We start from the raw sequence: 23,908 nt of genomic DNA on the forward strand, positions 1-23,908 counted from the left end.
CGTTGGTCACGTTGTGCGCGCCGGAATGGGGCCGGGTGTTACTTATTTATACCCACGCCATAGAAGGGGGTTAGACCGAACGGGCTGATCTTGAAATCGGTGACTTCCTTGCGCAGCGGCTGGAACACCGTGGAGTTGGCGATCGGCGTGATCGGCACCTGCTGTTTAAGGATGAGTTGCGCCTGTTGATACAGTTTTACCCGTTGCGATTTATCGGTGGACACCTTGGCCTGCTGCACCAGCTTGTCGTAGGCCGGGTCGCACCATTTGGCGTAGTTGCTGCCTTTCACCGCCGCGCAGCTGTAAAGCACCCCCAGCCAGTTGTCCGGGTCGCCGTTGTCACCGGTCCAGCCGTAGATCATCGCGTCGTGCTCGCCGTTCTTGGCGCGCTTGATGTACTCGCCCCATTCATAGCTGACGATGTTGGCCTTGATGCCGATTTTCTCCCAATCCTGCTGGATCATCTGAGCCGACATCCGCGCATTCGGGTTCGAGGCACGCTGCACGGTCATGGCCCAGAGATTGATGGTTGTACCCGGTGCAACCCCGGCTTCCTTGAGTAGCGCTTTGGCTTTTGCAGGGTCGTGCGGCGCGTCCTTTATGTTCGGATCGAACGACCATTGCGCTGGCGGCAAGGCGTTCTGCGCCAGCTGTCCGGCACTCTGGTAAACCGCCTTGATGATCGCCGGTTTGTCGATGGCCATGTCCAGCGCCTGGCGCACTTTGAGCTGATCCAGCGGCGGATGGGTGGTGTTGTAGGCGAGGAAGCCGAGGTTGAAACCGGGTTGCTTCAACACCCGCAGGTTCGGGTCTTTTTCCATCACTTCGATGTCGGCGGGGCGCGGGTAACCGCTGACCTGGCATTCGCCGGTCTTGAGCTTTTGCAGGCGTACGGCGGCGTCCGGGGTGATCGAGAACACCAGGTTGTCGAGCTTCACGTCTTCCGGTTTCCAGTAGTCCTTGTTCGCGGCGTAGCGGATCTGCGCGTCCTTCTGATAGCGCTTGAACACGAACGGGCCGGTGCCGACCGGTTTCTGGTTGAGGTCTGCTGCTTTGCCTTCCTTCAGCAATTGGGCGGCGTATTCGGCCGATTGCACCGAGGCGAAGCTCATGGCGAGGTTTTGCACGAACGCGGCGTCGACATTGTTCAGGTTGAAGCGCACGGTGTTGTCGTCGAGTTTTTCCACGGATTTGATTGTTGTGTTCAGGCCCATGTCGGTGAAGTACGGGGACTCGGCGGGGTAGGCCTTGCGAAAGGCGTTCTCCGGGTCGAGCAGGCGCTGGAAGGTGAACAGGACGTCGTCGGCGTTGAAGGTTCGGGTCGGGGTGAAGTAGTCGGTGGTGTGAAATTTTACGTTTTGGCGCAGGTGGAAGGTGTACTGGAGGCCGTCCGGGCTTACGTCCCATTTGGTCGCCAGACCGGGTTCGATTTCGGTGCCGCCGCGTTTGAATTGGGTGAGGCGGTTGAAGACGGTTTCGGCGGAGGCGTCGAAGTCGGTGCCACTGGTGTATTGGCTGGGGTCGAAGCCTGCGGGGCTGGCTTCGGAGCAATAGACCAGGGTTGTGGCTGCGTTGGCGATTGGGGTTATGGCGGTCAGGGCCAGGGTTATTAGAAGTGGTTTGAGGGTGAATCGATCCATGGAGTCCCCGGGTGCATTGGAGGTAGTTGTGGGGAGGAGGGTAGCCGGGGTTTCGTTGGGCGCGGAAATATCGTTTTTCTAGGTGAGGTGTCTATCTCGGTATATCTGGGGTGATTGTGTGCATATCCGATGCTGCGGTAACGGCTTCTTATGGTTCCGCCCTTACGGCGGGTCACTTTTTACAAACGCCTAAAAAGTAACCAAAAACGCTTGCTCCTACGTTCGGCCCCTCGCTGGGGCTCGGGGGTCCTTCGCTACGGGATTCATCCGGGGGCATCGCCTCCGGTTTGCTTCGCTGCACCTCCTCTCGATGTGTTTGGCTTCGCCAAACGGTCGCTGCGCTCCCACCCCCGGATAAATCCCTCCACTCAGCCTTCCGACGTCGCCCGAAGATCAAAAGCGGTACTCGAGCTAACGCTCATCGTGTTGAGTGGTGGGAAGCGAGAAGCGGGAAGCCGAAATCAGAAAGCGGAAAGCTGAATGCAACTGCGGACTGCTTGATCGTTCCCACGCTCCGCGTGGGAATGCAGCCCGGGACGCTCCGCGTTCCATTTTCGGATGTTTAAGGATGTGTGGGATTCACCGAACCTTCCCACAATTTTTTCAGGTTGTCCGTCGGAACCACGATCCCTAGTCTTTGGTTTTCGCAGAAAACTCTGTGATTGGGTGTGAGAACCCAGGCAAGCGAGTGTTATTAAAACGTCAGTCCGACCATAATTGCCGCCAGCTTTTGCTGCCTGTAATTGATTTATGGCGGCTGTGTGCGGGCAGGCTTTGGTCTGGCCGGAATCTCCTTGCCCGGTTTCTCACCCCGCACATAGCTGCCACCTCTTCGCCGCGTGAGAACGGCATTGGGTGGCTTCAAGTCAGCAAGGAGTTAATCAATGAACAAGGTTGTCCCCGACCCACCCCTCGAATCACCCACACCCCTCGAAGAAGCCATGCGCGCCGAAGACCTCGCCCGCAACCGCGAAGCCATCAAACGCGCCCTCGACTATTACCTGTGCCCCAATCCTTCCAAACCGCGCCCGAGCACGATGTATATGGTCACACCCAACGTCGACACCGAAAGCCTGCTGGCCAATGCCTGCGAGTCCCTGGCGTCGGCCAGTACCATCGCCAGCAATTTCGCCAATGAGCTCAGCGGACCACAACGCAGTACGGCGCTCGGTATCCAGCAGATCATCATGCTGGCCGAGCTTGCAGTGAACCGCGCGCTGGACCGGGTTGATCCGCGAGCTTGAGACCGCGTCATCGTTCATCGCGGGCAAGCCCGCTCCCAAAGGGTCGTGCGCGATTTCAATAAATCCGCAGAACTGGTGGGAGCTGGCTTGCCAGCGATGACGGCAGAGCTGACAACTCAAATCCCGAGCATAAAAAAACCGGCGATCATCACTGATCGCCGGTTTTCATTCAGCCGTTACTCAATCACGGCATCAACACTTCAATCGAGCCATCGGCCGTGAGGCTGACCTGGCTGGTGCCTGCTTCAACTTCAGGCGTGACGGGCGCCGAATCCATGCCGGCAGCTTTCATCATCATCGGGGCGCGCATGTACGGTTGCGGGAAGCCGTTGCTGTTGAGGTTCAGGTTGACGATTTTGTAACCCTTGCCGCCCAGGGCGTCGGTGGCCAGTTGGGCGCGGGCCTTGAAGGCGGTGACGGCTTCTTTGAGCAGTTGGTCTTCGCTGGCCTTGCGGGTCGGGTCGGCGATGGCGAAGTCCATGCCGCCCATTTTCAGGTCGGTCAGCAGTTCGCCGGTGAGTTTGGACAGGGCGGCGAAGTCGGCGCTTTCCAGGCGCAGTTCGGCGCGTTCGCGCCAGCCGGTGATTTTCTGGCCCTTGGTGTCGTAGATCGGGTAGCTGTTGCGGCTGCCCTGGCGCAGGGTGATGTCTTTGACCTGCTTGGCCTGGGCCAGTGCCTTGTTCATGGTGGTGCTGACGTCGGCGGCGAGTTTGCCCGGGTCAGTGTTCTGTTCTTCGGTGTAGAGGGTCACGATCATCAGGTCGCGGGCCACTTCCTGGCTGACTTCGGCGCGCAGGGAAATCTGGTTGTAGTGCAGCTCATCGGCGGCCAGGGCCGGAAGGCTGGCGACGCTGCCGACGGTCAGGGCGAGAAGGGCGGCGCTGCGGCGAAATGTGTGCATGAAAGCTCCTTGATGAGGGCGCAGGTGATGGTTCGGGGGCCTGCGTGAAACCATCAGACTCTAGCGTTTATGATCCGGTTCGCCCAGTTACAACTTCTATACAGATGACAAGGCCAGCGATGAGATTCAGCCGCAAGCTTTTGCTCGTAGCTTGAAGCTCGCAACTTGCAACTGCTTTTTGGTGTGGTCGTTTGCCGCACTTTCGCCTCTCAAGCCCGCGCCTTGGTTATACTCCGTGCGATCCGCCTGGAGCGCTCATCAGGAGAGCTCATGCTCGCCCCCGTACAACTGACTTCCGCCACTCGCCAGAACCTCTGGCGGCTGACTTTCATCCGCACCCTGGTGCTCGCCGCACAGGCCGGTTCCGTGGGCCTGGCCTACTGGCTGGAACTGTTGCCGTTGCCGTGGGTGCAACTGGTGATGACCCTCGGCTGTTCGATTCTGCTGTGTGTGTTCACCGCCGTACGCCTGCGCACTTCGTGGCCGGTGACCGAGCTCGAATACGCGCTGCAACTGGCCTGCGATCTGGTTATCCACAGTGCCTTGCTGTATTTCTCCGGTGGTTCGACCAACCCGTTCGTTTCGTATTATCTGGTGCCGCTCACCATCGCTGCGGTGACGCTGCCATGGCGTTATTCGGTGGTGCTGTCCGGTATTGCGCTGGCCTTGTACACATTGATGCTGACGCATTTCTATCCGCTGGAAACCCTGCCGGTCGCCCGGGAGAACCTGCAGATCTACGGCATGTGGCTGAGTTTTGCCCTCGCGGCAGCAGTGATCACCTTCTTCGCCGCGCGGATGGCCGAAGAGCTGCGCCGTCAGGAAGAATTGCGCGCGATCCGCCGTGAAGAAGGCCTGCGCGATCAGCAATTGCTGGCCGTCGCGACTCAGGCCGCCGGTGCGGCCCATGAACTGGGCACACCGCTGGCGACCATGAGCGTGTTGCTCAACGAAATGCAGCAGGATCACCCCGACCCGATGCTTCAGGAAGACCTGAAGGTGCTGAAGGATCAGGTAAAACTCTGCAAGGAGACCCTGCAACAACTGGTGCGTGCCGCCGAAGCCAATCGCCGGATGGCGGTGGAGATGCAGGATGTCACCGAGTGGCTCGACGAAGCGCTCAATCGCTGGCACCTGATGCGCCCCGAGGCCAGTTATCGCTTCCAGCGTCTGGGCCAGGGCCCGTTGCCGCGGGTGGCGCCGCCGCCGGATCTGACCCAGGCCTTGTTGAATCTGTTGAACAACGCCGCCGATGCCTGCCCGGAAAACCTTCAGGTGACCCTGGACTGGACCGCCGAAGACCTGACCATCAGCATCCGCGATCATGGCGCCGGTGTGCCCCTGGCCATCGCCGAGCAGATCGGCAAACCGTTTTTTACCACCAAGGGCAAAGGTTTCGGCCTGGGCCTGTTTTTGAGCAAGGCCAGCGTGACACGCGCCGGCGGCTCAGTGAAACTCTATAGTCATGAGGAAGGCGGCACGCTCACCGAGCTGCGCCTGCCCCACGGCGCCCGAGGAGAGCAACATGAGTGACGAAATCCAAGTCGAAGGCGAAGAACTGCCGCATTTGCTGCTGGTCGATGACGACGCGACCTTCACCCGGGTGATGGCCCGTGCCATGGCTCGCCGTGGTTTCCGCGTCAGCACCGCCGGTTCCGCCGAAGAAGGTCTGACCATTGCCCAGGCCGATCTGCCGGACTATGCCGCGCTGGACCTGAAAATGGACGGCGATTCCGGTCTGGTCCTGCTGCCGAAACTGCTGGAACTGGACCCGGAAATGCGCGTGGTGATCCTCACCGGTTACTCGAGCATCGCCACGGCGGTTGAAGCGATCAAGCGCGGCGCCTGCAACTATCTGTGCAAACCGGCGGATGCCGACGATGTGCTGGCAGCGCTGCTGTCCGAACACGCCGACCTCGACAGCCTGGTACCGGAAAACCCGATGTCGGTTGACCGTCTGCAATGGGAGCACATCCAGCGTGTGCTGACCGAGCACGAAGGCAATATCTCCGCCACTGCCCGCGCCTTGGGCATGCACCGCCGCACCCTGCAGCGCAAACTGCAGAAGCGCCCGGTTCGTCGCTGAACCTGCGCTGAACGACCATCGCCAGCCCTCGCGATAAAGCGCACCGATCATCTATGATCGGTGCGTGTCTGTTCTTTTCTTTATCGAGCCTTTTTCATGAATCAGAACGCTGAATATTCCGCGGTCAACGATACTGTGCGCGGGCAGTTTTTTCGCAAGGTGTGGGCCATGACCACGCCTTACTGGCGCAGCGAAGAGAAGGGCAAGGCCTGGACGTTGCTGATCGCCGTGATCGCGCTGACGTTGTTCAGCGTGGCGATCTCGGTGTGGATCAACAGTTGGTACAAGGATTTCTACAACGCCCTGCAGAAGAAGGACGAGGCGGCGTTCTGGCAGTTGATCCTGTATTTCTGCGGCATTGCGGCGGTAGCGATCCTCGGCGCGGTGTATCGCCTGTACCTGACGCAGATGCTGACCATCCGCTGGCGGGCATGGCTCACCGAGAACCATTTCAAGCGCTGGCTCGGGCACAAGAACTATTACCAGCTGGAGCAGGGCGGTTACACCGACAACCCTGACCAGCGGATTTCCGAAGACCTCAACACCTTCACCAGCAACACCTTGAGTCTGGCCCTGGGCCTGATCCGCACGGTGGTCAGCCTGGTGTCGTTCTCGATCATTCTGTGGGGCGTGTCCGGCAGCATCGAGGTGTTCGGCGTCGAGATTCCCGGCTACATGTTCTGGTGTGCGCTGCTGTACGCGGCGGTCGGCAGCTGGCTGACGCACCTGATCGGTCGACGCCTGATCGGCCTGAACAACCAGCAGCAACGTTTCGAAGCCGACCTGCGTTTCTCCATGGTGCGGGTACGTGAGAACGCCGAGAGCATTGCGTTGTACAACGGCGAACCGAACGAGAATCGTCGTCTGAGCAACCGCTTCGGTCTGGTCTGGCACAACTTCTGGGACATCATGCGGGTGTCCAAGCGCCTGACGTTCTTCACCTCGGGTTACGGCCAGATCGCAATCATCTTTCCCTTCATCGTCGCGGCCCCGCGTTACCTGACCGGCAAGATTGAGCTGGGTGAGCTGATGCAGATCAACTCGGCGTTCGGCAACGTGCAAGAGAACTTCAGCTGGTTCATCAACGCCTATGCGGACCTCGCCGCGTGGCGCGCCACCTGTGATCGTCTGCTGAGCTTCCGTCAGGCCATGACCGACAACGAAGAACGTGCACCGGCCATCGACGTGCAGAATCAGGGCGATGAGCTGAAGGTTCATAACCTCGGCCTCGATCTGGCCGACGGTCGTCACCTGCTGACCAATGCCGACATGACCGTGGAGGCGGGCGAGCGGGTGATGCTCAGTGGCCGCTCCGGCAGCGGTAAATCCACGCTGCTGCGGGCGATGGGCCATTTGTGGCCGGCCGGGCACGGCAGCATTCGCTTGCCGGCCTCGCGTTATCTGTTCCTGCCACAGAAACCGTATCTGCCGATCGGCACCCTGCGCGACGCCTTGAGTTATCCACAACCGGGCGACACCTACGCGCCCGAGCGTTATGCACAAGTGCTGGAAACCTGCCGCTTGCCACATCTGGTGGCTCGACTGGACGAAGCCAACCACTGGCAGCGCATGCTTTCGCCGGGCGAACAGCAACGTCTGGCCTTCGCCCGTGCGCTGCTCTACGCACCGCAATGGCTGTACATGGACGAAGCGACGTCGGCGATGGATGAGGAAGACGAAGCCACGTTGTATCAGGCGTTGATCGACCAGTTACCGGGCCTGAGCATCGTCAGCGTCGGCCATCGCAGCAGCCTCAAGCGCTTCCATCCACGGCATGTGCGGATAGACAGTGGTCACCTGGTTGAGCAGAACGTGACCGCCTGATATGTCCACACAAACCCTGTGGGGGGCTGGCTTGCCGCCTCCCACAGGATTTGTGTGGAAACGGAAAGTGATCGTACAACCCGCTTGAGCTATGATGCCCACAAGCCGAACTTTCGAGACAAGATGCAGACCATGGAAAACCCGATCGACACCCCGCGACTCCCTCGCAAGCGCCGCAGCCTGGCTCAGGAACTGGTGACGGTGCTGACCGAGCAGATCCGCGACGGTCTGCTCAAGCGCGGCGACAAGTTGCCAACCGAGTCGGCGATCATGGACGCCCACGGCGTCAGCCGCACCGTGGTGCGCGAGGCGATTTCCCGGCTGCAGGCGGCGGGGCAGGTGGAAACCCGTCATGGCATCGGCACCTTCGTGCTCGACACCCCGAGCCCGAGCGGTTTCCGGATCGACCCGGCCACCGTGGTCACCCTGCGTGACGTGCTGGCCATTCTCGAACTGCGTATCAGCCTCGAAGTCGAATCCGCCGGCCTTGCCGCGCAGCGCCGCAGCACCGAGCAACTTGCTGCGATGCGCGCGGCCCTTGATGCGCTGAATGACAGCGTGGCCCACGCCAGCGATGCCGTGGCGTCGGACTTCCAGTTCCACCTGCAAATCGCGCTGTCCACCGGCAACCGCTATTTCACCGACATCATGACCCACCTGGGCACCAGCATCATTCCGCGCACGCGGCTTAACTCGGCGCGCCTGGCCCATGACGATCAGCAGCACTACATGAGTCGCCTGAGTCGCGAGCACGAAGAAATCTACGACGCCATCGCCCGTCAGGATTCCGATGCCGCCCGTGCGGCCATGCGCCTGCACCTGACCAACAGCCGCGAACGGCTGCGTCAGGCGCATGAAGAGGCGCAGGCGCAGGGGTGAGAAATCAGGCTTCGATGTAGAGTTTCAGCGGCTCCGAACAAGGCTCCAGACTGGACTCATCGGCAAACTTGTAACGCAGTTCGACGACGCTGTTCAGGTACTTTTCCAGCTCGAATCTCGGGATGCTCAACTCGATTCCGGTCAGGCCGACCATGTCATCCAGTGCGTCATCCCAGACGCCGGTCGGTTCCGACAGACCCTGCCATTCAGGCTCTTGCGGATCATCGCCGAGGATCGGGTACACATCCCAGTTCGGCGGTGTGTTCTGGCCATCGGGTACACGAACGATCAGGTCGTCATCCAGCGTCGACAGCCGCAGGATGATCGAGTCGCTGGCGTGATCGGGAAATTGCGGAAGGTGTGCAGCGGCAAACGTCATGCTTCGTTCTCCTTGAAAGATCTGCCGCGATCCTTCGCGGCAGTCGTTGCACTTTACCCGGCGAATTCGTGAGGCGCGCCGGGGCAATCTTGTCCGGGCATTTCAGCTTCCGGGCAGAATCGAACGATCGACCCTGACCGCGAGTTTGCCGGGGCCGGGTCGGACGTCGAACGTCGCCTGGCCCTGAGCGTCCACCGTCGCCCGGGCGATGGCCACGCCGCCGCGCAGCAATTGCAGCGGCGCGCCTTTCAACGATTGGCCCGAGGCCAGTTCCAGTTTCAATTTAATCGTCATCGAATCGCTCCTTAATTCGTGTTGCCGCTTGGGTGATAGTCCTTGAGCAGCAGGTAACTGCTCCAGCCCCACCAGTCGTCGACGGTGGCAGTGTCGTTGAGATTGTTGACATCCTTGCGCCGCAGGACTTTGTTGCCTTGAAGGCGGAATAGTGGTGAGAAGTTGTTGGCCGGATCCAGCACGGCCGTCAGATCCGGCACCCGTTGCAGCGCGTTGAAGGTGGTCGGTACATTGCCGGTTGAATACGCGGCATACACCTCGTCCGCCGAATCCTGTACCGCCCGATTCACCTGATTGCGGTTGTCGGCGTCCGTGGCGTCGAAGTAGCGCTTGTCACCGAATGCCCGCCATTGCTCGCCATGTCCGTTGCGTACCTTGAGGCCGAACTTGCTGTCTTCGTCGTGCATGAAGCGAGTGATCAGCGAGCCCAGGTCACTCGGCGTCACCGCGGCGGCCATGGCCTTGCGTGGCACCCGCAAATGTCCGGAGGAAAACAGGTCGGTGAGGTAGTGGTCAGCGAACGCGTTCATCGCGTAGGCCCGCTCCAGTTGCAGTTCGTCCTGAGTGGCGTGGGCGGCAGCGGCGGTTTGCAGGGCAACGGTGTGCCCGGCGATGTAGGCTTGGCGAGCCCATTCGCCGAAATGGTCGGCGTTGTTCGCCGCCAGTTTCAGATAGCGACCAAGAGGGAACAGCGCCGAGACAAAACTGCCGCCGCCGGTGATTTTGTTCCACTCCTCCGACAACGTATCTCCTAAAGCGTCATAAGCCTCATGGGGTTGCCTGCCGTCCTTGATCGCCTGTTTAACCGCGTCGATCTCCTTTTGCATGATCGCAAGAATTTGCGTCGCCTCGGCCTTTGACGCCGGCAGCGCGGCCAGGGTGTCGAAGGCTGCCGTGAAGCGCTGAAGGCGATCTGCCGCAGAAGCGCCTTCGTTGATCGGCCGATCGACGACGCCATAGAAATCACCGCCCAGTGCCAGTACCTGGCCGTAGGTCAGCGCCAATCCGTTCGGCAGATGCAGTGGCACGTTTTGCGCCAGTACCGGCGCGGTATTTTCAACGAAACGCAGCAAGGTGTTATCGCCGATAGCCGTGTGTTCCGCACCTTCGAAGCGCAACTGCGGTTTGCCCTTCAAGGCGTGAGCGGGCAGGGTGGCGACGGGGGCGACATCGCTGTGCGAGTCGGCGATATGCAACAGCATATGCGGATTTTCTGCACTGAAAGCGATGCCGCCGGGGGTGAAAAGATCATCGAAACGGGCGATGACCGGTGTGGTTTTTTCAACGCATGTGGTTTGAAGACCGGACATTTCTTTCTCCTTGATATGTCGTCGGCAGGTTTTATTTAACTGTATGCATATACAGTTAAATCGAGCCTAGTCGAGAAATTTCCTACGTCAAAAAGAAATCTTGTCCGACAAAAAATGCCCCCCAGCGATGAAATGCAGTTGACGGTTATATTTTAAGTTGTACGATGACCTACAACTTCGGCGAAGGCTGAACGGTCCACTCACAAAAAAACGTTGCTACCAGGGTGTTCGAATAATGAATCCACAAGAACTGAAGTCCATCCTCTCCGCCGGCCTGCTGTCGTTCCCGGTGACCGATTTCAATGCCCAGGGCGATTTCAACCGCGCTGGCTACATCAAACGCCTGGAATGGCTGGCCCCGTACGGTGCTTCAGCCCTGTTCGCCGCCGGTGGCACCGGTGAATTCTTCTCCCTGGCTGCCAGCGAATATTCGGAAATCATCAAGACTGCCGTCGACACCTGCGCCAGCAGCGTGCCGATCCTCGCCGGTGTCGGTGGTTCGACCCGTCAGGCCATCGAATACGCTCAGGAAGCCGAGCGTCTGGGCGCCAAAGGTCTGTTGCTGCTGCCGCACTACCTGACCGAAGCCAGCCAGGACGGCGTTGCCGCCCACGTTGAGGCGGTGTGCAAGTCGGTCAACATTGGTGTGGTGGTGTACAACCGCAACGTCTGCCGTCTGACCGCGCCGCTGCTGGAGCGTCTGGCCGAGCGCTGCCCGAACCTGATCGGTTACAAGGACGGTCTGGGCGATATCGAACTGATGGTGTCGATCCGTCGTCGCCTCGGCGATCGCTTCAGCTACCTCGGCGGTCTGCCGACCGCCGAAGTCTATGCCGCTGCCTACAAGGCCCTGGGCGTGCCGGTCTACTCGTCGGCGGTGTTCAACTTCATCCCGAAAACCGCGATGGACTTCTACCACGCGATTGCCCGCGAAGATCACGCCACCGTCGGCAAGATCATCGACGACTTCTTCCTGCCGTACCTCGACATCCGCAACCGCAAGGCCGGTTACGCCGTGAGCATCGTCAAGGCTGGCGCCAAGATCGCCGGTTATGACGCAGGCCCGGTGCGGGCGCCGCTGACCGACTTGACCGGCGAAGAGTACGAAATGCTCGCTGCGCTGATCGACAAGCAAGGTGCTCAGTAACACACCTCTATAAACAAGGCCGCTGAGCAATCAGCGGCTTTTTGCGTCAGGAGAATGATTCGTGACCAAGCGCTATGACAACTACATCAACGGTGAATGGGTCGCCGGTAACGATTACTCGGCGAACATCAACCCGTCCGAGCTGAGCGATACCATTGGCGATTACGCCAAGGCTGACCTGGCTCAAGTCAATGCCGCCATCGACGCCGCTCGCGCTGCATTCCCGGCGTGGTCGACTTCGGGCATTCAGGCCCGCCACGATTCGCTGGACAAAGTCGGCACTGAAATCCTCGCGCGCCGCGAAGAACTCGGCACCCTGCTGGCCCGGGAAGAGGGCAAGACCCTGCCGGAAGCCATCGGCGAAGTGACCCGCGCTGGCAACATCTTCAAGTTCTTCGCCGGCGAGTGCCTGCGCCTGTCCGGCGACTACGTGCCGTCGGTGCGTCCGGGCGTCAACGTCGAAGTCACCCGCGAAGCACTGGGTGTGGTCGGCCTGATCACCCCTTGGAACTTCCCGATTGCCATCCCGTCGTGGAAAATCGCCCCGGCCCTGGCCTATGGCAACTGCGTGGTGTTGAAACCGGCGGATCTGGTGCCGGGTTGCGCCTGGGCGCTGGCTGAAATCATCTCCCGCGCAGGTTTCCCGGCCGGCGTGTTCAACCTGGTGATGGGCAGCGGTCGCGTGGTTGGCGAAGCTTTGGTCAACAGCCCGAAAGTCGACGGCATCAGCTTCACCGGCTCCGTCGGCGTGGGTCGGCAGATCGCGGTCAATTGCGTGTCGCGCCAGGCCAAGGTTCAGCTGGAAATGGGCGGCAAGAACCCGCAGATCATTCTCGACGACGCCGACCTCAAGCAAGCGGTCGAGCTGTCGGTGCAGAGCGCGTTCTACTCCACCGGCCAGCGTTGCACGGCATCGAGCCGACTGATCGTCACCGCCGGGATTCACGACAAGTTCGTCGAAGCCATGGCCGAGCGCATGAAGTCGATCAAGGTCGGCCACGCGCTGAAGGCCGGCACCGACATCGGTCCGGTGGTTTCGCAAGCACAGCTTGAGCAGGACATGAAGTACATCGACATCGGTCAGTCCGAAGGTGCGCGTCTGGTCAGCGGCGGTGGTCTGGTGACGTGTGACACCGAGGGCTACTTCCTCGCGCCGACCCTGTTTGCCGACAGCGAAGCCTCGATGCGCATCAGCCGCGAAGAGATTTTCGGCCCGGTGGCCAACATCGTCCGCGTGGCCGATTACGAGGCTGCGCTGGCCATGGCCAACGACACCGAATTCGGTCTGTCGGCGGGTATCGCCACCACGTCGCTGAAGTACGCCAACCACTTCAAGCGTCATTCCCAGGCCGGGATGGTGATGGTCAACCTGCCGACCGCCGGTGTCGATTACCACGTTCCGTTCGGTGGCCGTAAGGGTTCATCCTATGGCTCACGTGAGCAAGGCCGCTATGCGCAAGAGTTCTACACGGTCGTGAAGACCAGCTACATCGGTTCCTGATCTGTGGGAGCTGGCTTGCCAGCGATGGCATCACCTCGGTTTTTCAGTCAGACCGCAGTGATGCCATCGCCGGCAGGTCAGTTCCCACAAAAGAAACACCAAAGAAGATCCACCCGCGCATAAAAATAATCAGTGGGAGTACATCTACATGCAATCGTCCAAGCCGACTCACGTCCGCTATTTGATCCTGCTCATGCTGTTTCTGGTGACCACGATCAACTACGCCGACCGCGCCACCATCGCGATCGCCGGTTCCAGCTTGCAAAAAGACCTCGGCATCGACGCGGTCACCCTCGGCTACATCTTCTCTGCTTTCGGTTGGGCCTACGTGGCCGGGCAAATTCCCGGCGGCTGGCTGCTCGATCGCTTCGGCTCGAAAAAAGTCTATGCCCTGAGCATCTTCACCTGGTCGCTGTTCACCGTACTGCAAGGCTTCGTCGGTGAGTTCGGCATGTCCACGGCCATCGTCGCGCTGTTCATGCTGCGCTTTCTGGTCGGTCTGGCCGAGGCGCCATCGTTCCCCGGTAACGCACGCATCGTCGCGGCCTGGTTCCCGACCGCTGAGCGCGGCACCGCTTCGGCGATCTTCAACTCGGCGCAATACTTTGCCACCGTGTTGTTCGCGCCGCTGATGGGCTGGATCGTGTTCTCCTTTGGCTGGGAGCACGTGTTCATCGTCATGGGCCTGCTCGGTATCGTGTTCTCGCTGGTCTGGCTGAAGGTTATCCACAGCCCGCGCCAACACCCGATGGCCAACGAAGCGGAAGTGAAGTTCATCGCCGACAACGGCGGCATGGTCGACATGGACCAGAAACAAGGCAAAAAGGCTGACGGCCCGAAATGGGATTACATCCGCCAGCTGCTGACCAATCGCATGATGCTCGGCGTTTACCTGGGCCAGTACTGCATCAACGGCATCACCTATTTCTTCCTGACCTGGTTCCCGGTGTACCTGGTGCAGGAACGCGGCATGACCATCCTCAAGGCTGGTTTCATCGCCTCGTTGCCGGCGATCTGCGGCTTTATCGGCGGCGTCCTCGGCGGGGTGATTTCCGATTACCTGCTGCGCAAGGGCCATTCGCTGACCTTTGCCCGCAAGGCGCCGATCATCGCCGGTCTGCTGGTTTCGAGCAGCATCGTGGCCTGCAACTATGTGGACGTTGAATGGATGGTGGTCGGCTTCATGGCCCTGGCCTTCTTCGGCAAAGGCGTGGGTGCACTGGGCTGGGCGGTGGTCTCCGACACCTCGCCAAAACAGATCGCCGGTCTGAGCGGTGGCCTGTTCAACACCTTCGGCAACATCGCCTCGATCACCACTCCGATCGTCATCGGCTACATCATCAGTTCAACCGGTTCGTTCAAATGGGCACTGGTGTTCGTCGGCGCCAACGCACTCGTGGCGGTGTTCAGCTACCTGGTGATCGTCGGCCCGATCAAACGTGTGGTACTTAAAGAGCCGCCAACCAATGGCGGTTCCGAAGCCACCGGCAAATTGTCTCAAGCGCATTCCTGAGGAGCGGCGTCATGCAGTTGATTGAACATTCCGACTCGCCGCGCTACATCCGCCTGCACGAGCGGGACAACGTAGTGGTAGTGGTCAACGACCAGGGCGTGCCGGCCGGCACCGCATTTGCCGATGGCCTGGTGACGGTGGATTTTGTGCCGCAGAGTCACAAGGTCAGCCTCGTGGATATCCCCGAGGGCGGCACAGTGATCCGCTACGGCCAGATCATTGGCTATGCGTTGCAGCCGATTCCCCGTGGCAGTTGGGTCAAGGAAGATCAACTGCGCATGCCAACCGCGCCACCGCTGGACAGCCTGCCGCTGTCCACCGAAGTGCCGGCCACCCAGGCGCCGCTGGAAGGCTTCACGTTCGAGGGTTATCGCAACGCCGACGGCACCGTCGGCACGCGCAACATTCTCGGGATCACCACCACCGTGCAGTGCGTCACCGGGGTGCTGGATCACGCGGTGAAGCGGATCAAGGACGAACTGCTGCCCAAGTACCCGAACGTCGATGACGTGGTGGCGCTGACCCACAGTTACGGTTGTGGCGTGGCTATCACCGCCACCGACGCCTACATTCCGATCCGTACCGTACGCAATCTGGCGCGCAACCCGAACCTCGGTGGCGAGGCGTTGGTGATCAGCCTGGGCTGCGAGAAATTGCAGGCCGGGCAGGTGATGCACGAGGACGATGCCTCGGTGGATCTGAGCGAGCCGTGGCTGTATCGCTTGCAGGATTCCAGTCACGGTTTCACCGAGATGATCGAGCAGATCATGGAGCTGGCCGAAGTCCGTTTGAAGAAGCTCGACCAGCGCCGCCGGGAAACCGTGCCGGCGTCCGAGCTGATCCTCGGCATGCAGTGCGGCGGCAGCGATGCGTTTTCCGGCATCACCGCCAACCCCGCGCTGGGTTACGCCTCGGACTTGCTGCTGCGGGCAGGGGCGACGGTGATGTTTTCCGAAGTCACCGAAGTGCGTGATGCGATTTACCTGCTGACCTCACGGGCCCAGACCAAAACCGTTGCCGAGGAACTGGTGCGCGAGATGGACTGGTACGACCGTTACCTGGCCAAGGGTGAAGCGGATCGCAGCGCCAACACCACGCCGGGCAACAAGAAGGGCGGGTTGTCGAACATCGTCGAGAAGTCATTGGGCTCGATCGTGAAGTCCGGCAACAGTGCGATCAGTGGCGTGCTCGGCCCTGGGGAGCGTTTCAAGCAGAAGGGCTTGATTTTCTGTGCGACGCCAGCCAGTGACTTTGTCTGCGGCACCTTGCAACTGGCGGCGGGGATGAACCTGCATGTGTTCACCACCGGGCGTGGCACGCCTTATGGTCTGGCCATGGCGCCGGTGGTGAAGGTTTCGACCCGTACCGAACTGGCGCAACGCTGGCCGGATCTGATCGACATCGATGCCGGGCGGATTGCCACCGGGCGCGCAACCATCGAGGAGTTGGGCTGGGAGTTGTTCCACTACTACCTGGATGTGGCGAGCGGCAAGCAACAGACGTGGGCGGAGAAGCACAAGCTGCATAACGACATTACGTTGTTCAATCCGGCGCCTATCACCTGAGACCACCCCGTTGATCGTTCCCACGCTCCGCGTGGGAATGCAGCCGGGGACGCTCCGCGTCCCAACAGCGTGACGCGGAGCGTCACAGGAGACGTTACCACGCAGAGCGTGGGAACGATCAGGGTGAAAGTGGCTTATCATTAGCCCCCTAACGACGCTCACCTCCAAGGCTCCCCGGCATGCTGGCAATCTTCCTCGAAACCCTGAACATCACCGCGCCGGTGTTTGCCATGCTTTTTCTCGGTGTGCTGCTCAAACGCATCGACTGGATCAACGACAACTTCATCCACACAGCCTCGTCGCTGGTGTTCAACGTCACCATGCCGGCGCTGCTGTTTCTCGGCATCCTGCACGCCGACCTGCACGCGGCACTGCAACCGGCGCTGCTGATCTATTTCGCTCTCGCGACGCTGGTCAGTTTTGCCGTGGCCTGGGGCTGGGCGATTTTCCGCTGCCCGCGTGAAGACCGGGGTATCTACACCCAAGGCGCGTTTCGCGGCAACAACGGGGTGATCGGCCTGGCGCTGGCGGCGAGCATGTACGGCGACTACGGGATTTCCCTCGGGGCGATTCTCGCAGCGCTGGTGATCCTGTTCTACAACACCCTGTCGACCATTGTGCTGGCGGTCTACAGCCCGGTGATCAAATCCGATCCGTGGAGCATCTGCAAAAGCGTGGTCAGCAATCCGTTGATCATCAGCGTGATCGCGGCGGCGCCGTTCGCTTATTTCAAGATCGGTCTGCCGGGCTGGCTGGAAACCTCCGGCCAGTACCTGGCGCAAACCACGCTGCCGCTGGCATTGATCTGCATTGGCGGCACGCTGTCGCTGGCGGCGCTGCGCAAGAGCGGCAAGATGGCGCTCAGTTCGAGTCTGGTGAAGATGGTCGGCCTGCCGGTGATCGCCACGCTGGGTGCATGGCTGTGGGGTTTTCGCGGGGCAGAGCTGGGGATTCTGTTTCTGTACTTCGGCAGCCCGACCGCCGCCGCCAGTTTCGTCATGGCCCGTGCGGCACAGGGCAACCATGAACTGGCAGCGGCGATCATCGTGCTGACCACGTTGATGGCGGCGATCACCACCAATATCGGGATCTTCTTCCTGCAGTGGGGCGGGTGGATCTGAGGCCGGCGGTTACTCGGGCTTCTGGTAACTGTCGATCACTTCCTGCGCCGCGCGGAACGCATCGATCGCCGCCGGTACGCCGGCGTACACCGCGCAATGCAGCAGCGCTTCACGGATCTCATCAACCGTGCAGCCATTGTTCAGCGCACCGCGCACGTGGCCCTTCAACTCTTGCGGACACTTCAACGCAGTCAGCGCGGCGAGGGTGATCAGGCTGCGGGTTTTCAGCGGCAGACCTTCTCGATTCCACACGCCGCCCCAGGCGTGTTCGTTGACGAAATCCTGCAAGGGTTGAGTGAATTCGGTGGCATTGCCCAGCGCGCGGTCGACAAACGCGTCGCCCATTACCTGACGGCGGACTTCAACCCCGGATTTCTTCGATTCGGTCATGGCACATCCCTCTTGTGGTGTTGGCGGCGCCAGGCGCGTACGGACGTGAAAAACAGAAACGCCAGCAGCGTCGGCAGCACATAAAACAGCATCAATCGCTCGAGTTTGCCGGCCAGTGGCATGCCGGTGGTGAACGACACCACGTGCAGCCCGTATGCCAGATACAAACCCAGCAGCAACAAGCCTTCAGCCCGGGTCACGCGGTAGCCGGAATAGAACACCGGCAGGCACAGCGCCGCGACGCCGAGCATCACCGGCAGGTCGAAATCCAGTGCGTTCGGCGAGACCGACAGCGGCGTCGGCGCGATCAGTGCGGTGAGGCCCAGCACTCCGAGCAGGTTGAACAGGTTGGCGCCGATCACGTTGCCGACTGCAATGTCCCGCTGACCGCGCAGCGCTGCGATCAACGATGTAGCCAGTTCCGGCAGCGAGGTACCGACCGCGACCACGGTCAGGCCGATTACCCGTTCGGAGAACCCCAGGTCGGTGGCCACGACCACGGCGGCGCCCAGCAGCAAGTGCCCGGCGAACACCAGCATGCCCAGACCGCCGACAATCATCAGCAGGCTGGTGAACCACGGTGCCTGCGGATCGTGCGGTTGATCGGAGTGCGGGCGGGTCGAGTGCCGCGACTGGCGCAGCAATAATCCGAGATACAGGGCGAGGGCGCCGAGCAACAGAATGCCGTCGAAGCGCCCGAGCTCTTCATTCCATGCCAGCACGAACACCAGCAGGCTGGCACCGATCATCAGTGGAATGTCGAGGCGCACCAGTTGTCGCGATACACGCAGCGGAATGATCAGTGCCGACAGGCCGAGGGTGACGAGAATGTTGAAAATGCTGCTGCCGATCACGCTGCTGACGGCGATGTCCGGCGTGTGCGCCTGCACGGCTTGCAGGCTGACGACCATTTGCGGAGCGCTGCTGCCGAGGGCGACGATGGTCAGGCCGATAATCAGCGGCCGCAAATGCAGGCGCGCGGCCAGACGCACGGCGGCGCGTACCATCAGTTCGGCGCCGGCGATCAGCAGGAACAGCCCGCTGAGCAATTCGATCACGCTGATCAGGGGTAAGTCGGTCAGTCCGAAAATGGTGGACGCTCCATCAGTCGTCGAGGGCCTGGACCCGAACGCGGGCGGTTCCACTGCGCAGCATACCGAGCTGTTCGGCCGCCGCACGTGAAACATCGATCAGGCGACCACGAGTGTGCGGGCCGCGGTCGTTGATGCGGACCACGACGGATTCATCGTTTTTCAGGTTGGTGACCTTCACCCGGGTGCCGAACGGCAACTGGCGGTGGGCGGCGGTCAGGGAATTCTGGTTGAACGCTTCGCCGCTGGCGGTGCGTTTACCGTGGTGCTTGGCACCGTAATAGGAGGCGACACCGGTCTGGTCGTAACCGTGCGGGTCGATGACATCGGTGCTGGCGCAACCGGCCAGCAAGGAGAGCAGGGCGCAGGCGCCGAGCAGACGTTTCATTCATAAGCTCCCAAGTGATCGTTCCCACGCTCCGGCGTGGGAATGCACCCCGTGACGCTCTGCGTCACACCGCAATGGACGCGGAGCGTCCGAGGCGGCATTCCCACGCAGAGCGTGGGAACGATCCTCAGGCGCGGGGCCATCGTCAGCCTTCGAGCTTGCTTTTCAGCAGTTCGTTCACTTGCTGCGGGTTGGCCTTGCCTTTGGAGGCTTTCATGGCCTGGCCGACGAAGAAGCCGAACATCTTGCCGCGCTTGGCTTCGTCTGCCGCACGGTATTGCTCGACCTGCTCGGCGTTGGCCGCAAGCATTTCGTCCAGCACCGCCGAAATCGCACCGCTGTCGGTAACCTGCTTCAGGCCGCGCTTCTCGATGATCTCGTCTGCGCTGCCTTCGCCGTTGGCCATCGCTTCGAACACCACCTTGGCGATCTTGCCGGAGATGGTGTTGTCCTTGATGCGCAGCAGCATGCCGCCCAGTTGCTCGGCCGAAACCGGTGAATCCTCGATGTCCAGGTTCTGCTTGTTGAGCAGGCTGCCCAACTCGACCATCACCCAGTTCGCCGCCAGTTTGGCGTCGCCGCCGATGGCTGCCACTTTCTCGAAGTAGTCCGCCTGCTCACGGCTGGTGGCCAGCACATTGGCGTCGTAGGCCGACAGACCGAACGCACTCTGGAAGCGCTCGCGTTTTTGCGGTGGCAGCTCCGGCAGGGTGGCGCGCACGTCGTTGAGGAACGAGTCCTCGATGACCACCGGCAGCAGGTCCGGATCGGGGAAGTAACGGTAGTCGTTGGCTTCCTCTTTGCTGCGCATCGGACGGGTCTCGTCCTTGTTCGGATCGTACAGACGGGTCTGCTGAATCACTTTGCCGCCGTCTTCGATCAGGTCGATCTGACGCTGGATCTCGGAGTTGATCGCCTTCTCGATGAAGCGGAACGAGTTGACGTTCTTGATCTCGCAGCGGGTGCCGAACTCGACCTGACCTTTCGGACGTACCGACACGTTGCAGTCACAACGCAGCGAGCCTTCGGCCATGTTGCCATCGCAGATGCCCAGGTAACGTACCAGCGCGTGGATCGCCTTGACGTAGGCCACGGCTTCCTTGGCGCTGCGCATGTCAGGCTCGGAAACGATTTCCAGCAGCGGTGTGCCGGCACGGTTCAGGTCGATGCCGGTGGCACCGCTGAATTCTTCGTGCAGGCTCTTGCCGGCGTCTTCTTCCAGGTGCGCGCGAGTAATGCCGACGCGTTTGACCGTGCCGTCTTCCAGGGCGATGTCCAGGTGGCCCTTGCCGACGATCGGCAATTCCATCTGGCTGATCTGGTAGCCCTTCGGCAGGTCCGGGTAGAAATAGTTTTTACGGGCGAACACGTTGTGCTGACCGATCTCGGCGTCAATCGCCAGACCGAACATCACAGCCATGCGCACCGCTTCCTGGTTGAGCACCGGCAGCACGCCGGGCATGCCCAGGTCGATCAGGCTGGCCTGGGTGTTCGGCTCGGAACCGAACTGGGTGGAACTACCGGAAAAGATTTTCGACCGGGTGGTGAGCTGGGTGTGAATCTCCAGCCCGATCACGACTTCCCATTGCATGTGTGTCTCCTCAGAAGCCGGTTGGGGTGCGAGTGTGCCAGTCAGTGTTCAACTGATACTGGTGCGCAACGTTGAGCAAGCGGCCTTCCTGGAAATACGGAGCGAGCAGTTGCACGCCGACCGGCAGGCCGTCGACGAAACCGGCCGGCATCGACAGGCCCGGCAGGCCTGCGAGGTTGGCGGTGATGGTGTAGACGTCTTCCAGGTAGGCAGCGACCGGGTCGCTGTTCTTGGCACCGAGTTTCCAGGCCGGGTTTGGCGTGGTCGGGCCGAGGATGATGTCGACTTCATTAAAGGCAGTCATGAAGTCGTTCTTCACCAAGCGACGGATCTTCTGCGCTTTCAGGTAGTAGGCGTCGTAGTAACCGGCGGACAGTGCGTAGGCACCGACCATGATCCGGCGCTGCACTTCAGGCCCGAAGCCTTCGCCACGGGAGCGCTTGTACAGGTCTTCCAGGTTCTTCGGGTCTGCGCAGCGGTGGCCGAAGCGCACACCGTCGAAACGCGACAGGTTGGAGGAGGCTTCTGCCGGGGCGATCACGTAGTACGCAGGGATCGCGTGCTGCATGTTCGGCAGGCTGATTTCCTTGATCACGGCACCGAGCTTCTGCAGCTCCTTGATGCTGTTCTGGATCAGCTCGGCGATGCGCGGGTCGAGACCGGCACCGAAGTATTCCTTCGGCACACCGATGCGCAGGCCTTGCAGCGAGCCGTTCAGGCCGGCGGCGTAGTCCGGCACTGGCTCATCGATGCTGGTGGAGTCGTTCGGATCGAAGCCGGCCATACCTTGCAACAAAATTGCGCAGTCTTCGGCCGTGCGTGCCAGAGGGCCGCCCTGATCGAGGCTGGAGGCGTAAGCGATCATGCCCCAGCGCGACACGCGACCGTAGGTCGGCTTCAGGCCGGTGAGGTTGGTGAACGCGGCCGGCTGACGGATCGAGCCGCCAGTGTCGGTGGCCGTCGCGGCAGGCAGCAGACGAGCGGCAACTGCCGCCGCCGAACCACCGGACGAACCGCCGGGCACGTGTTCCAGGTTCCACGGGTTTTTCACCGCGCCGTACCAGCTCGACTCGTTGGCCGAACCCATGGCGAATTCGTCCATGTTGGTCTTGCCCAGAATCACGGTGCCGGCGGCGGCCAGCTTCGACACCACGGTGGCGTCGTATGGAGCCTTGAAGTTGTCGAGCATCTTCGAGCCGCAGCTGGTGCGGATGCCCTGGGTGCAGAACAGATCCTTGTGGGCGATCGGCGCACCGAGCAGGGCGCCACTCTCACCATTGGCCCGGCGCACGTCGGCGGCTTTCGCCTGCTCGAGGGCCAGCTCTTCGGTGAGGCTGATGAAACTGTTGAGCTGCGGATCGAGCTGGGTGATACGCGCCAGCAGGACTTTGGTCAGCTCTTCGGAAGAAAACTTTTTATCGGCGAGACCGCGGGCGATCTCGGCCAGAGTCAATTGATGCATTGCAGGCTCTTTCCCTTTAGTCGATGACTTTCGGAACCAGGTACAGGCCGTTTTCGACCGCTGGTGCGATGGACTGATAAGCCTCGCGGTTATTGCTTTCGGTCACGACGTCGGCGCGCAGGCGCTGACTGGCTTCCAGCGGGTGGGCCAGCGGCTCGATACCGTCGGTATTGACCGCCTGCATTTCGTCGACCAGCCCGAGAATGCTGTTGAGGGCCGAAGTGATGTGTGGAAGATCGGCGTCATTAAGGCCAAGGCTGGCCAGATGAGCGATTTTTTCCACGTCGGAGCGTTCTAGCGCCATCGGGTTTCTCCAGTGGAAAACAGGACGGACGGCGTCCGTGTGTTAGATTGTCGGAACACTACCGCACTTCTACGGTCATAAGGCCGCGATTGTGGGGCTTGGTGCACAGAAAAGCGGCCAATTTAACATATTGGCGCCTTGCCCAAAATCCCTGTCGTTGTTAGAGTTTGCCGCACTTTTTTACCCACGCGTTGCCTAGGGTCCCTTTCCCATGTTCAAGAAACTGCGTGGCATGTTTTCCAGCGATCTTTCCATTGACCTGGGCACTGCCAACACCCTTATTTACGTGCGCGAGCGCGGTATCGTCCTGAATGAGCCATCGGTTGTGGCCATTCGGACACACGGTAACCAGAAAAGTGTCGTCGCTGTCGGCACCGAGGCCAAGCGCATGCTCGGCCGTACGCCGGGCAACATTGCTGCCATTCGTCCGATGAAGGACGGCGTGATCGCCGACTTCAGCGTCTGCGAAAAGATGCTGCAATACTTTATCAACAAGGTTCACGAAAACAGCTTTCTGCAGCCCAGCCCTCGTGTGCTGATCTGCGTTCCATGCAAGTCCACCCAGGTTGAGCGTCGTGCCATCCGTGAATCGGCCCTTGGCGCCGGTGCCCGTGAAGTGTTCCTGATCGAAGAGCCGATGGCGGCAGCGATCGGTGCCGGCCTGCCGGTTGAAGAAGCTCGCGGTTCGATGGTCGTGGATATCGGTGGTGGTACTACCGAAATCGCGCTGATCTCCCTGAACGGTGTGGTCTATGCCGAATCCGTACGCGTTGGCGGCGACCGCTTCGACGAAGCGATCATCACCTACGTGCGCCGCAACTACGGCAGCCTGATCGGCGAATCCACCGCCGAACGCATCAAGCAGGAAATCGGCACGGCCTATCCGGGCGGCGAAGTTCGCGAAGTCGACGTTCGTGGTCGCAACCTGGCCGAAGGCGTTCCACGTGCATTCACCCTGAACTCCAACGAAGTGCTGGAAGCTCTGCAAGAGTCCCTGGCAACCATCGTTCAGGCGGTGAAAAGCGCTCTGGAGCAATCGCCGCCGGAACTGGCTTCCGACATCGCCGAGCGTGGCCTGGTGCTGACCGGTGGTGGCGCGCTGCTGCGTGACCTGGACAAGCTGCTGGCCCAGGAAACCGGTCTGCCGGTAATCGTTGCCGAAGATCCGCTGACCTGCGTCGCTCGCGGCGGTGGCCGTGCATTGGAAATGATGGACAAGCACACCATGGACCTGCTCTCCAGCGAATAATCGCCGGGTGCAATACGTGGGTGAGCGCA

General features: G+C 60.9%; 22 protein-coding genes. 11 read left to right on the plus strand and 11 right to left on the minus strand.

Annotated features, from left to right (window positions below; genetic code table 11):
- Positions 1-38: 38 nt before the first annotated feature.
- Positions 39-1,640 (minus strand): ABC transporter substrate-binding protein, encoded by a 1,602-nt coding sequence (locus CAF77_RS12375; RefSeq protein WP_085654610.1) that lies wholly within the window; start codon positions 1,638-1,640, stop codon positions 39-41.
- Positions 1,641-2,524: 884 nt separating this feature from the next.
- Between CAF77_RS12375 and CAF77_RS12380 the strand changes: the two genes are divergently transcribed.
- A complete protein-coding gene (locus tag CAF77_RS12380) occupies positions 2,525-2,884 on the plus strand; it encodes a DUF6124 family protein (protein ID WP_085654612.1) in 360 nt (119 codons plus the stop codon).
- A gap of 184 nt (positions 2,885-3,068) precedes the next feature.
- Here the strand turns inward: CAF77_RS12380 and CAF77_RS12385 are convergent, their stop codons facing one another.
- On the minus strand, positions 3,069-3,785 hold the full coding sequence (locus CAF77_RS12385; RefSeq protein ID WP_064382557.1) for an SIMPL domain-containing protein: 717 nt from the start codon (positions 3,783-3,785) through the stop codon (positions 3,069-3,071).
- Positions 3,786-4,055: 270 nt separating this feature from the next.
- Here CAF77_RS12385 and CAF77_RS12390 point away from each other — a divergent pair, with 270 nt between their 5' ends.
- The 4 genes from CAF77_RS12390 to CAF77_RS12405 all read left to right on the plus strand — a co-directional run bounded on the left by CAF77_RS12390 (position 4,056) and on the right by CAF77_RS12405 (position 8,574).
- A complete protein-coding gene (locus tag CAF77_RS12390) occupies positions 4,056-5,318 on the plus strand; it encodes an ATP-binding protein (RefSeq protein WP_064382556.1) in 1,263 nt (420 codons plus the stop codon).
- Complete coding sequence (locus CAF77_RS12395) at positions 5,311-5,871, plus strand: response regulator transcription factor (protein WP_003221630.1); 561 nt, start codon at positions 5,311-5,313, stop codon at positions 5,869-5,871. Before CAF77_RS12390 ends, CAF77_RS12395 begins: the two co-directional genes overlap by 8 nt.
- 96 nt (positions 5,872-5,967) lie before the next feature.
- A complete protein-coding gene (locus CAF77_RS12400; protein ID WP_064382555.1) occupies positions 5,968-7,695 on the plus strand; it encodes an ABC transporter ATP-binding protein/permease in 1,728 nt (575 codons plus the stop codon).
- A 132-nt stretch (positions 7,696-7,827) separates the two neighbouring features.
- A complete protein-coding gene (locus CAF77_RS12405) occupies positions 7,828-8,574 on the plus strand; it encodes a FadR/GntR family transcriptional regulator (protein ID WP_085654724.1) in 747 nt (248 codons plus the stop codon).
- Positions 8,575-8,578: 4 nt separating this feature from the next.
- Here the strand turns inward: CAF77_RS12405 and CAF77_RS12410 are convergent, their stop codons facing one another.
- The 3 genes from CAF77_RS12410 to CAF77_RS12420 all read right to left on the minus strand — a co-directional run bounded on the left by CAF77_RS12410 (position 8,579) and on the right by CAF77_RS12420 (position 10,557).
- Positions 8,579-8,953, minus strand: coding sequence for a hypothetical protein (locus tag CAF77_RS12410; RefSeq protein ID WP_085654614.1), 375 nt, complete (start codon positions 8,951-8,953; stop codon positions 8,579-8,581).
- Between the two features lie 102 nt (positions 8,954-9,055).
- The gene (locus tag CAF77_RS12415) at positions 9,056-9,247 is read right to left on the minus strand and encodes a hypothetical protein (protein WP_085654616.1); all 192 of its coding nucleotides are present in this window, start codon (positions 9,245-9,247) and stop codon (positions 9,056-9,058) included.
- A gap of 11 nt (positions 9,248-9,258) precedes the next feature.
- Positions 9,259-10,557: a phospholipase gene (locus tag CAF77_RS12420; RefSeq protein ID WP_085654618.1), complete on the minus strand. Its 1,299-nt coding sequence runs from the start codon at positions 10,555-10,557 to the stop codon at positions 9,259-9,261.
- 235 nt (positions 10,558-10,792) lie between these two features.
- Here CAF77_RS12420 and kdgD point away from each other — a divergent pair, with 235 nt between their 5' ends.
- The 5 genes from kdgD to CAF77_RS12445 all read left to right on the plus strand — a co-directional run bounded on the left by kdgD (position 10,793) and on the right by CAF77_RS12445 (position 17,404).
- Positions 10,793-11,704 carry a 5-dehydro-4-deoxyglucarate dehydratase gene (kdgD, locus tag CAF77_RS12425; RefSeq protein WP_011332448.1) on the plus strand — a complete coding sequence of 304 codons (912 nt, stop codon included), beginning with the start codon at positions 10,793-10,795 and terminating at the stop codon, positions 11,702-11,704.
- Between the two features lie 61 nt (positions 11,705-11,765).
- Positions 11,766-13,205 carry an aldehyde dehydrogenase family protein gene (locus CAF77_RS12430; protein WP_011332449.1) on the plus strand — a complete coding sequence of 480 codons (1,440 nt, stop codon included), beginning with the start codon at positions 11,766-11,768 and terminating at the stop codon, positions 13,203-13,205.
- Positions 13,206-13,353: 148 nt separating this feature from the next.
- Positions 13,354-14,718: an MFS transporter gene (locus CAF77_RS12435; RefSeq protein WP_041475503.1), complete on the plus strand. Its 1,365-nt coding sequence runs from the start codon at positions 13,354-13,356 to the stop codon at positions 14,716-14,718.
- An 11-nt stretch (positions 14,719-14,729) separates the two neighbouring features.
- Positions 14,730-16,283: a galactarate dehydratase gene (gene garD / locus CAF77_RS12440; protein WP_064382551.1), complete on the plus strand. Its 1,554-nt coding sequence runs from the start codon at positions 14,730-14,732 to the stop codon at positions 16,281-16,283.
- A gap of 179 nt (positions 16,284-16,462) precedes the next feature.
- Positions 16,463-17,404, plus strand: coding sequence for an AEC family transporter (locus tag CAF77_RS12445; protein ID WP_064382550.1), 942 nt, complete (start codon positions 16,463-16,465; stop codon positions 17,402-17,404).
- Positions 17,405-17,413: 9 nt separating this feature from the next.
- Here CAF77_RS12445 and CAF77_RS12450 read toward each other — a convergent pair whose 3' ends face one another.
- The 6 genes from CAF77_RS12450 to gatC form a co-directional block, all read right to left on the minus strand.
- The gene (locus CAF77_RS12450) at positions 17,414-17,794 is read right to left on the minus strand and encodes a carboxymuconolactone decarboxylase family protein (RefSeq protein ID WP_011332452.1); all 381 of its coding nucleotides are present in this window, start codon (positions 17,792-17,794) and stop codon (positions 17,414-17,416) included.
- The gene (locus CAF77_RS12455; RefSeq protein WP_064382549.1) at positions 17,791-18,852 is read right to left on the minus strand and encodes a calcium/sodium antiporter; all 1,062 of its coding nucleotides are present in this window, start codon (positions 18,850-18,852) and stop codon (positions 17,791-17,793) included. The genes CAF77_RS12450 and CAF77_RS12455 overlap by 4 nt, the downstream gene beginning before the upstream one ends.
- Before the next feature lie 46 nt (positions 18,853-18,898).
- Positions 18,899-19,273 carry a septal ring lytic transglycosylase RlpA family protein gene (locus CAF77_RS12460; protein WP_011332454.1) on the minus strand — a complete coding sequence of 125 codons (375 nt, stop codon included), beginning with the start codon at positions 19,271-19,273 and terminating at the stop codon, positions 18,899-18,901.
- A 145-nt stretch (positions 19,274-19,418) separates the two neighbouring features.
- The gene (gene gatB / locus CAF77_RS12465) at positions 19,419-20,864 is read right to left on the minus strand and encodes an Asp-tRNA(Asn)/Glu-tRNA(Gln) amidotransferase subunit GatB (protein ID WP_064382547.1); all 1,446 of its coding nucleotides are present in this window, start codon (positions 20,862-20,864) and stop codon (positions 19,419-19,421) included.
- Positions 20,865-20,874: 10 nt separating this feature from the next.
- Positions 20,875-22,326: an Asp-tRNA(Asn)/Glu-tRNA(Gln) amidotransferase subunit GatA gene (gene gatA / locus CAF77_RS12470; RefSeq protein ID WP_064382546.1), complete on the minus strand. Its 1,452-nt coding sequence runs from the start codon at positions 22,324-22,326 to the stop codon at positions 20,875-20,877.
- Positions 22,327-22,342: 16 nt separating this feature from the next.
- Positions 22,343-22,630, minus strand: a complete 288-nt coding sequence (gene gatC / locus CAF77_RS12475; RefSeq protein ID WP_007953612.1) for an Asp-tRNA(Asn)/Glu-tRNA(Gln) amidotransferase subunit GatC — start codon at positions 22,628-22,630, stop codon at positions 22,343-22,345.
- A 211-nt stretch (positions 22,631-22,841) separates the two neighbouring features.
- On the opposite strand from gatC, the gene mreB reads away from it, so the two are divergent.
- A complete protein-coding gene (gene mreB, locus CAF77_RS12480; protein ID WP_002555108.1) occupies positions 22,842-23,879 on the plus strand; it encodes a rod shape-determining protein MreB in 1,038 nt (345 codons plus the stop codon).
- The last annotated feature ends 29 nt before the right edge of the window (positions 23,880-23,908 follow it).

It is taken from the genome of Pseudomonas sp. R15(2017) (assembly GCF_002112685.1).
Taxonomy (GTDB): domain Bacteria; phylum Pseudomonadota; class Gammaproteobacteria; order Pseudomonadales; family Pseudomonadaceae; genus Aquipseudomonas; species Aquipseudomonas glycinae.

Coding starts and splice junctions, on each gene's coding strand:
- garD (WP_064382551.1), top strand. CDS start 14,730: ATGCAGTTGATTGAACATTCCGACTCGCCGCGCTACATCCGCCTGCAC.
- kdgD (WP_011332448.1), top strand. CDS start 10,793: ATGAATCCACAAGAACTGAAGTCCATCCTCTCCGCCGGCCTGCTGTCG.
- CAF77_RS12390 (WP_064382556.1), top strand. CDS start 4,056: ATGCTCGCCCCCGTACAACTGACTTCCGCCACTCGCCAGAACCTCTGG.
- CAF77_RS12380 (WP_085654612.1), top strand. CDS start 2,525: ATGAACAAGGTTGTCCCCGACCCACCCCTCGAATCACCCACACCCCTC.
- CAF77_RS12400 (WP_064382555.1), top strand. CDS start 5,968: ATGAATCAGAACGCTGAATATTCCGCGGTCAACGATACTGTGCGCGGG.
- CAF77_RS12420 (WP_085654618.1), bottom strand. CDS start 10,557: ATGTCCGGTCTTCAAACCACATGCGTTGAAAAAACCACACCGGTCATC.
- CAF77_RS12435 (WP_041475503.1), top strand. CDS start 13,354: ATGCAATCGTCCAAGCCGACTCACGTCCGCTATTTGATCCTGCTCATG.
- CAF77_RS12450 (WP_011332452.1), bottom strand. CDS start 17,794: ATGACCGAATCGAAGAAATCCGGGGTTGAAGTCCGCCGTCAGGTAATG.
- CAF77_RS12415 (WP_085654616.1), bottom strand. CDS start 9,247: ATGACGATTAAATTGAAACTGGAACTGGCCTCGGGCCAATCGTTGAAA.
- gatA (WP_064382546.1), bottom strand. CDS start 22,326: ATGCATCAATTGACTCTGGCCGAGATCGCCCGCGGTCTCGCCGATAAA.
- CAF77_RS12375 (WP_085654610.1), bottom strand. CDS start 1,640: ATGGATCGATTCACCCTCAAACCACTTCTAATAACCCTGGCCCTGACC.
- CAF77_RS12405 (WP_085654724.1), top strand. CDS start 7,828: ATGGAAAACCCGATCGACACCCCGCGACTCCCTCGCAAGCGCCGCAGC.
- CAF77_RS12395 (WP_003221630.1), top strand. CDS start 5,311: ATGAGTGACGAAATCCAAGTCGAAGGCGAAGAACTGCCGCATTTGCTG.
- CAF77_RS12385 (WP_064382557.1), bottom strand. CDS start 3,785: ATGCACACATTTCGCCGCAGCGCCGCCCTTCTCGCCCTGACCGTCGGC.
- gatB (WP_064382547.1), bottom strand. CDS start 20,864: ATGCAATGGGAAGTCGTGATCGGGCTGGAGATTCACACCCAGCTCACC.
- CAF77_RS12445 (WP_064382550.1), top strand. CDS start 16,463: ATGCTGGCAATCTTCCTCGAAACCCTGAACATCACCGCGCCGGTGTTT.
- CAF77_RS12410 (WP_085654614.1), bottom strand. CDS start 8,953: ATGACGTTTGCCGCTGCACACCTTCCGCAATTTCCCGATCACGCCAGC.
- mreB (WP_002555108.1), top strand. CDS start 22,842: ATGTTCAAGAAACTGCGTGGCATGTTTTCCAGCGATCTTTCCATTGAC.
- gatC (WP_007953612.1), bottom strand. CDS start 22,630: ATGGCGCTAGAACGCTCCGACGTGGAAAAAATCGCTCATCTGGCCAGC.
- CAF77_RS12460 (WP_011332454.1), bottom strand. CDS start 19,273: ATGAAACGTCTGCTCGGCGCCTGCGCCCTGCTCTCCTTGCTGGCCGGT.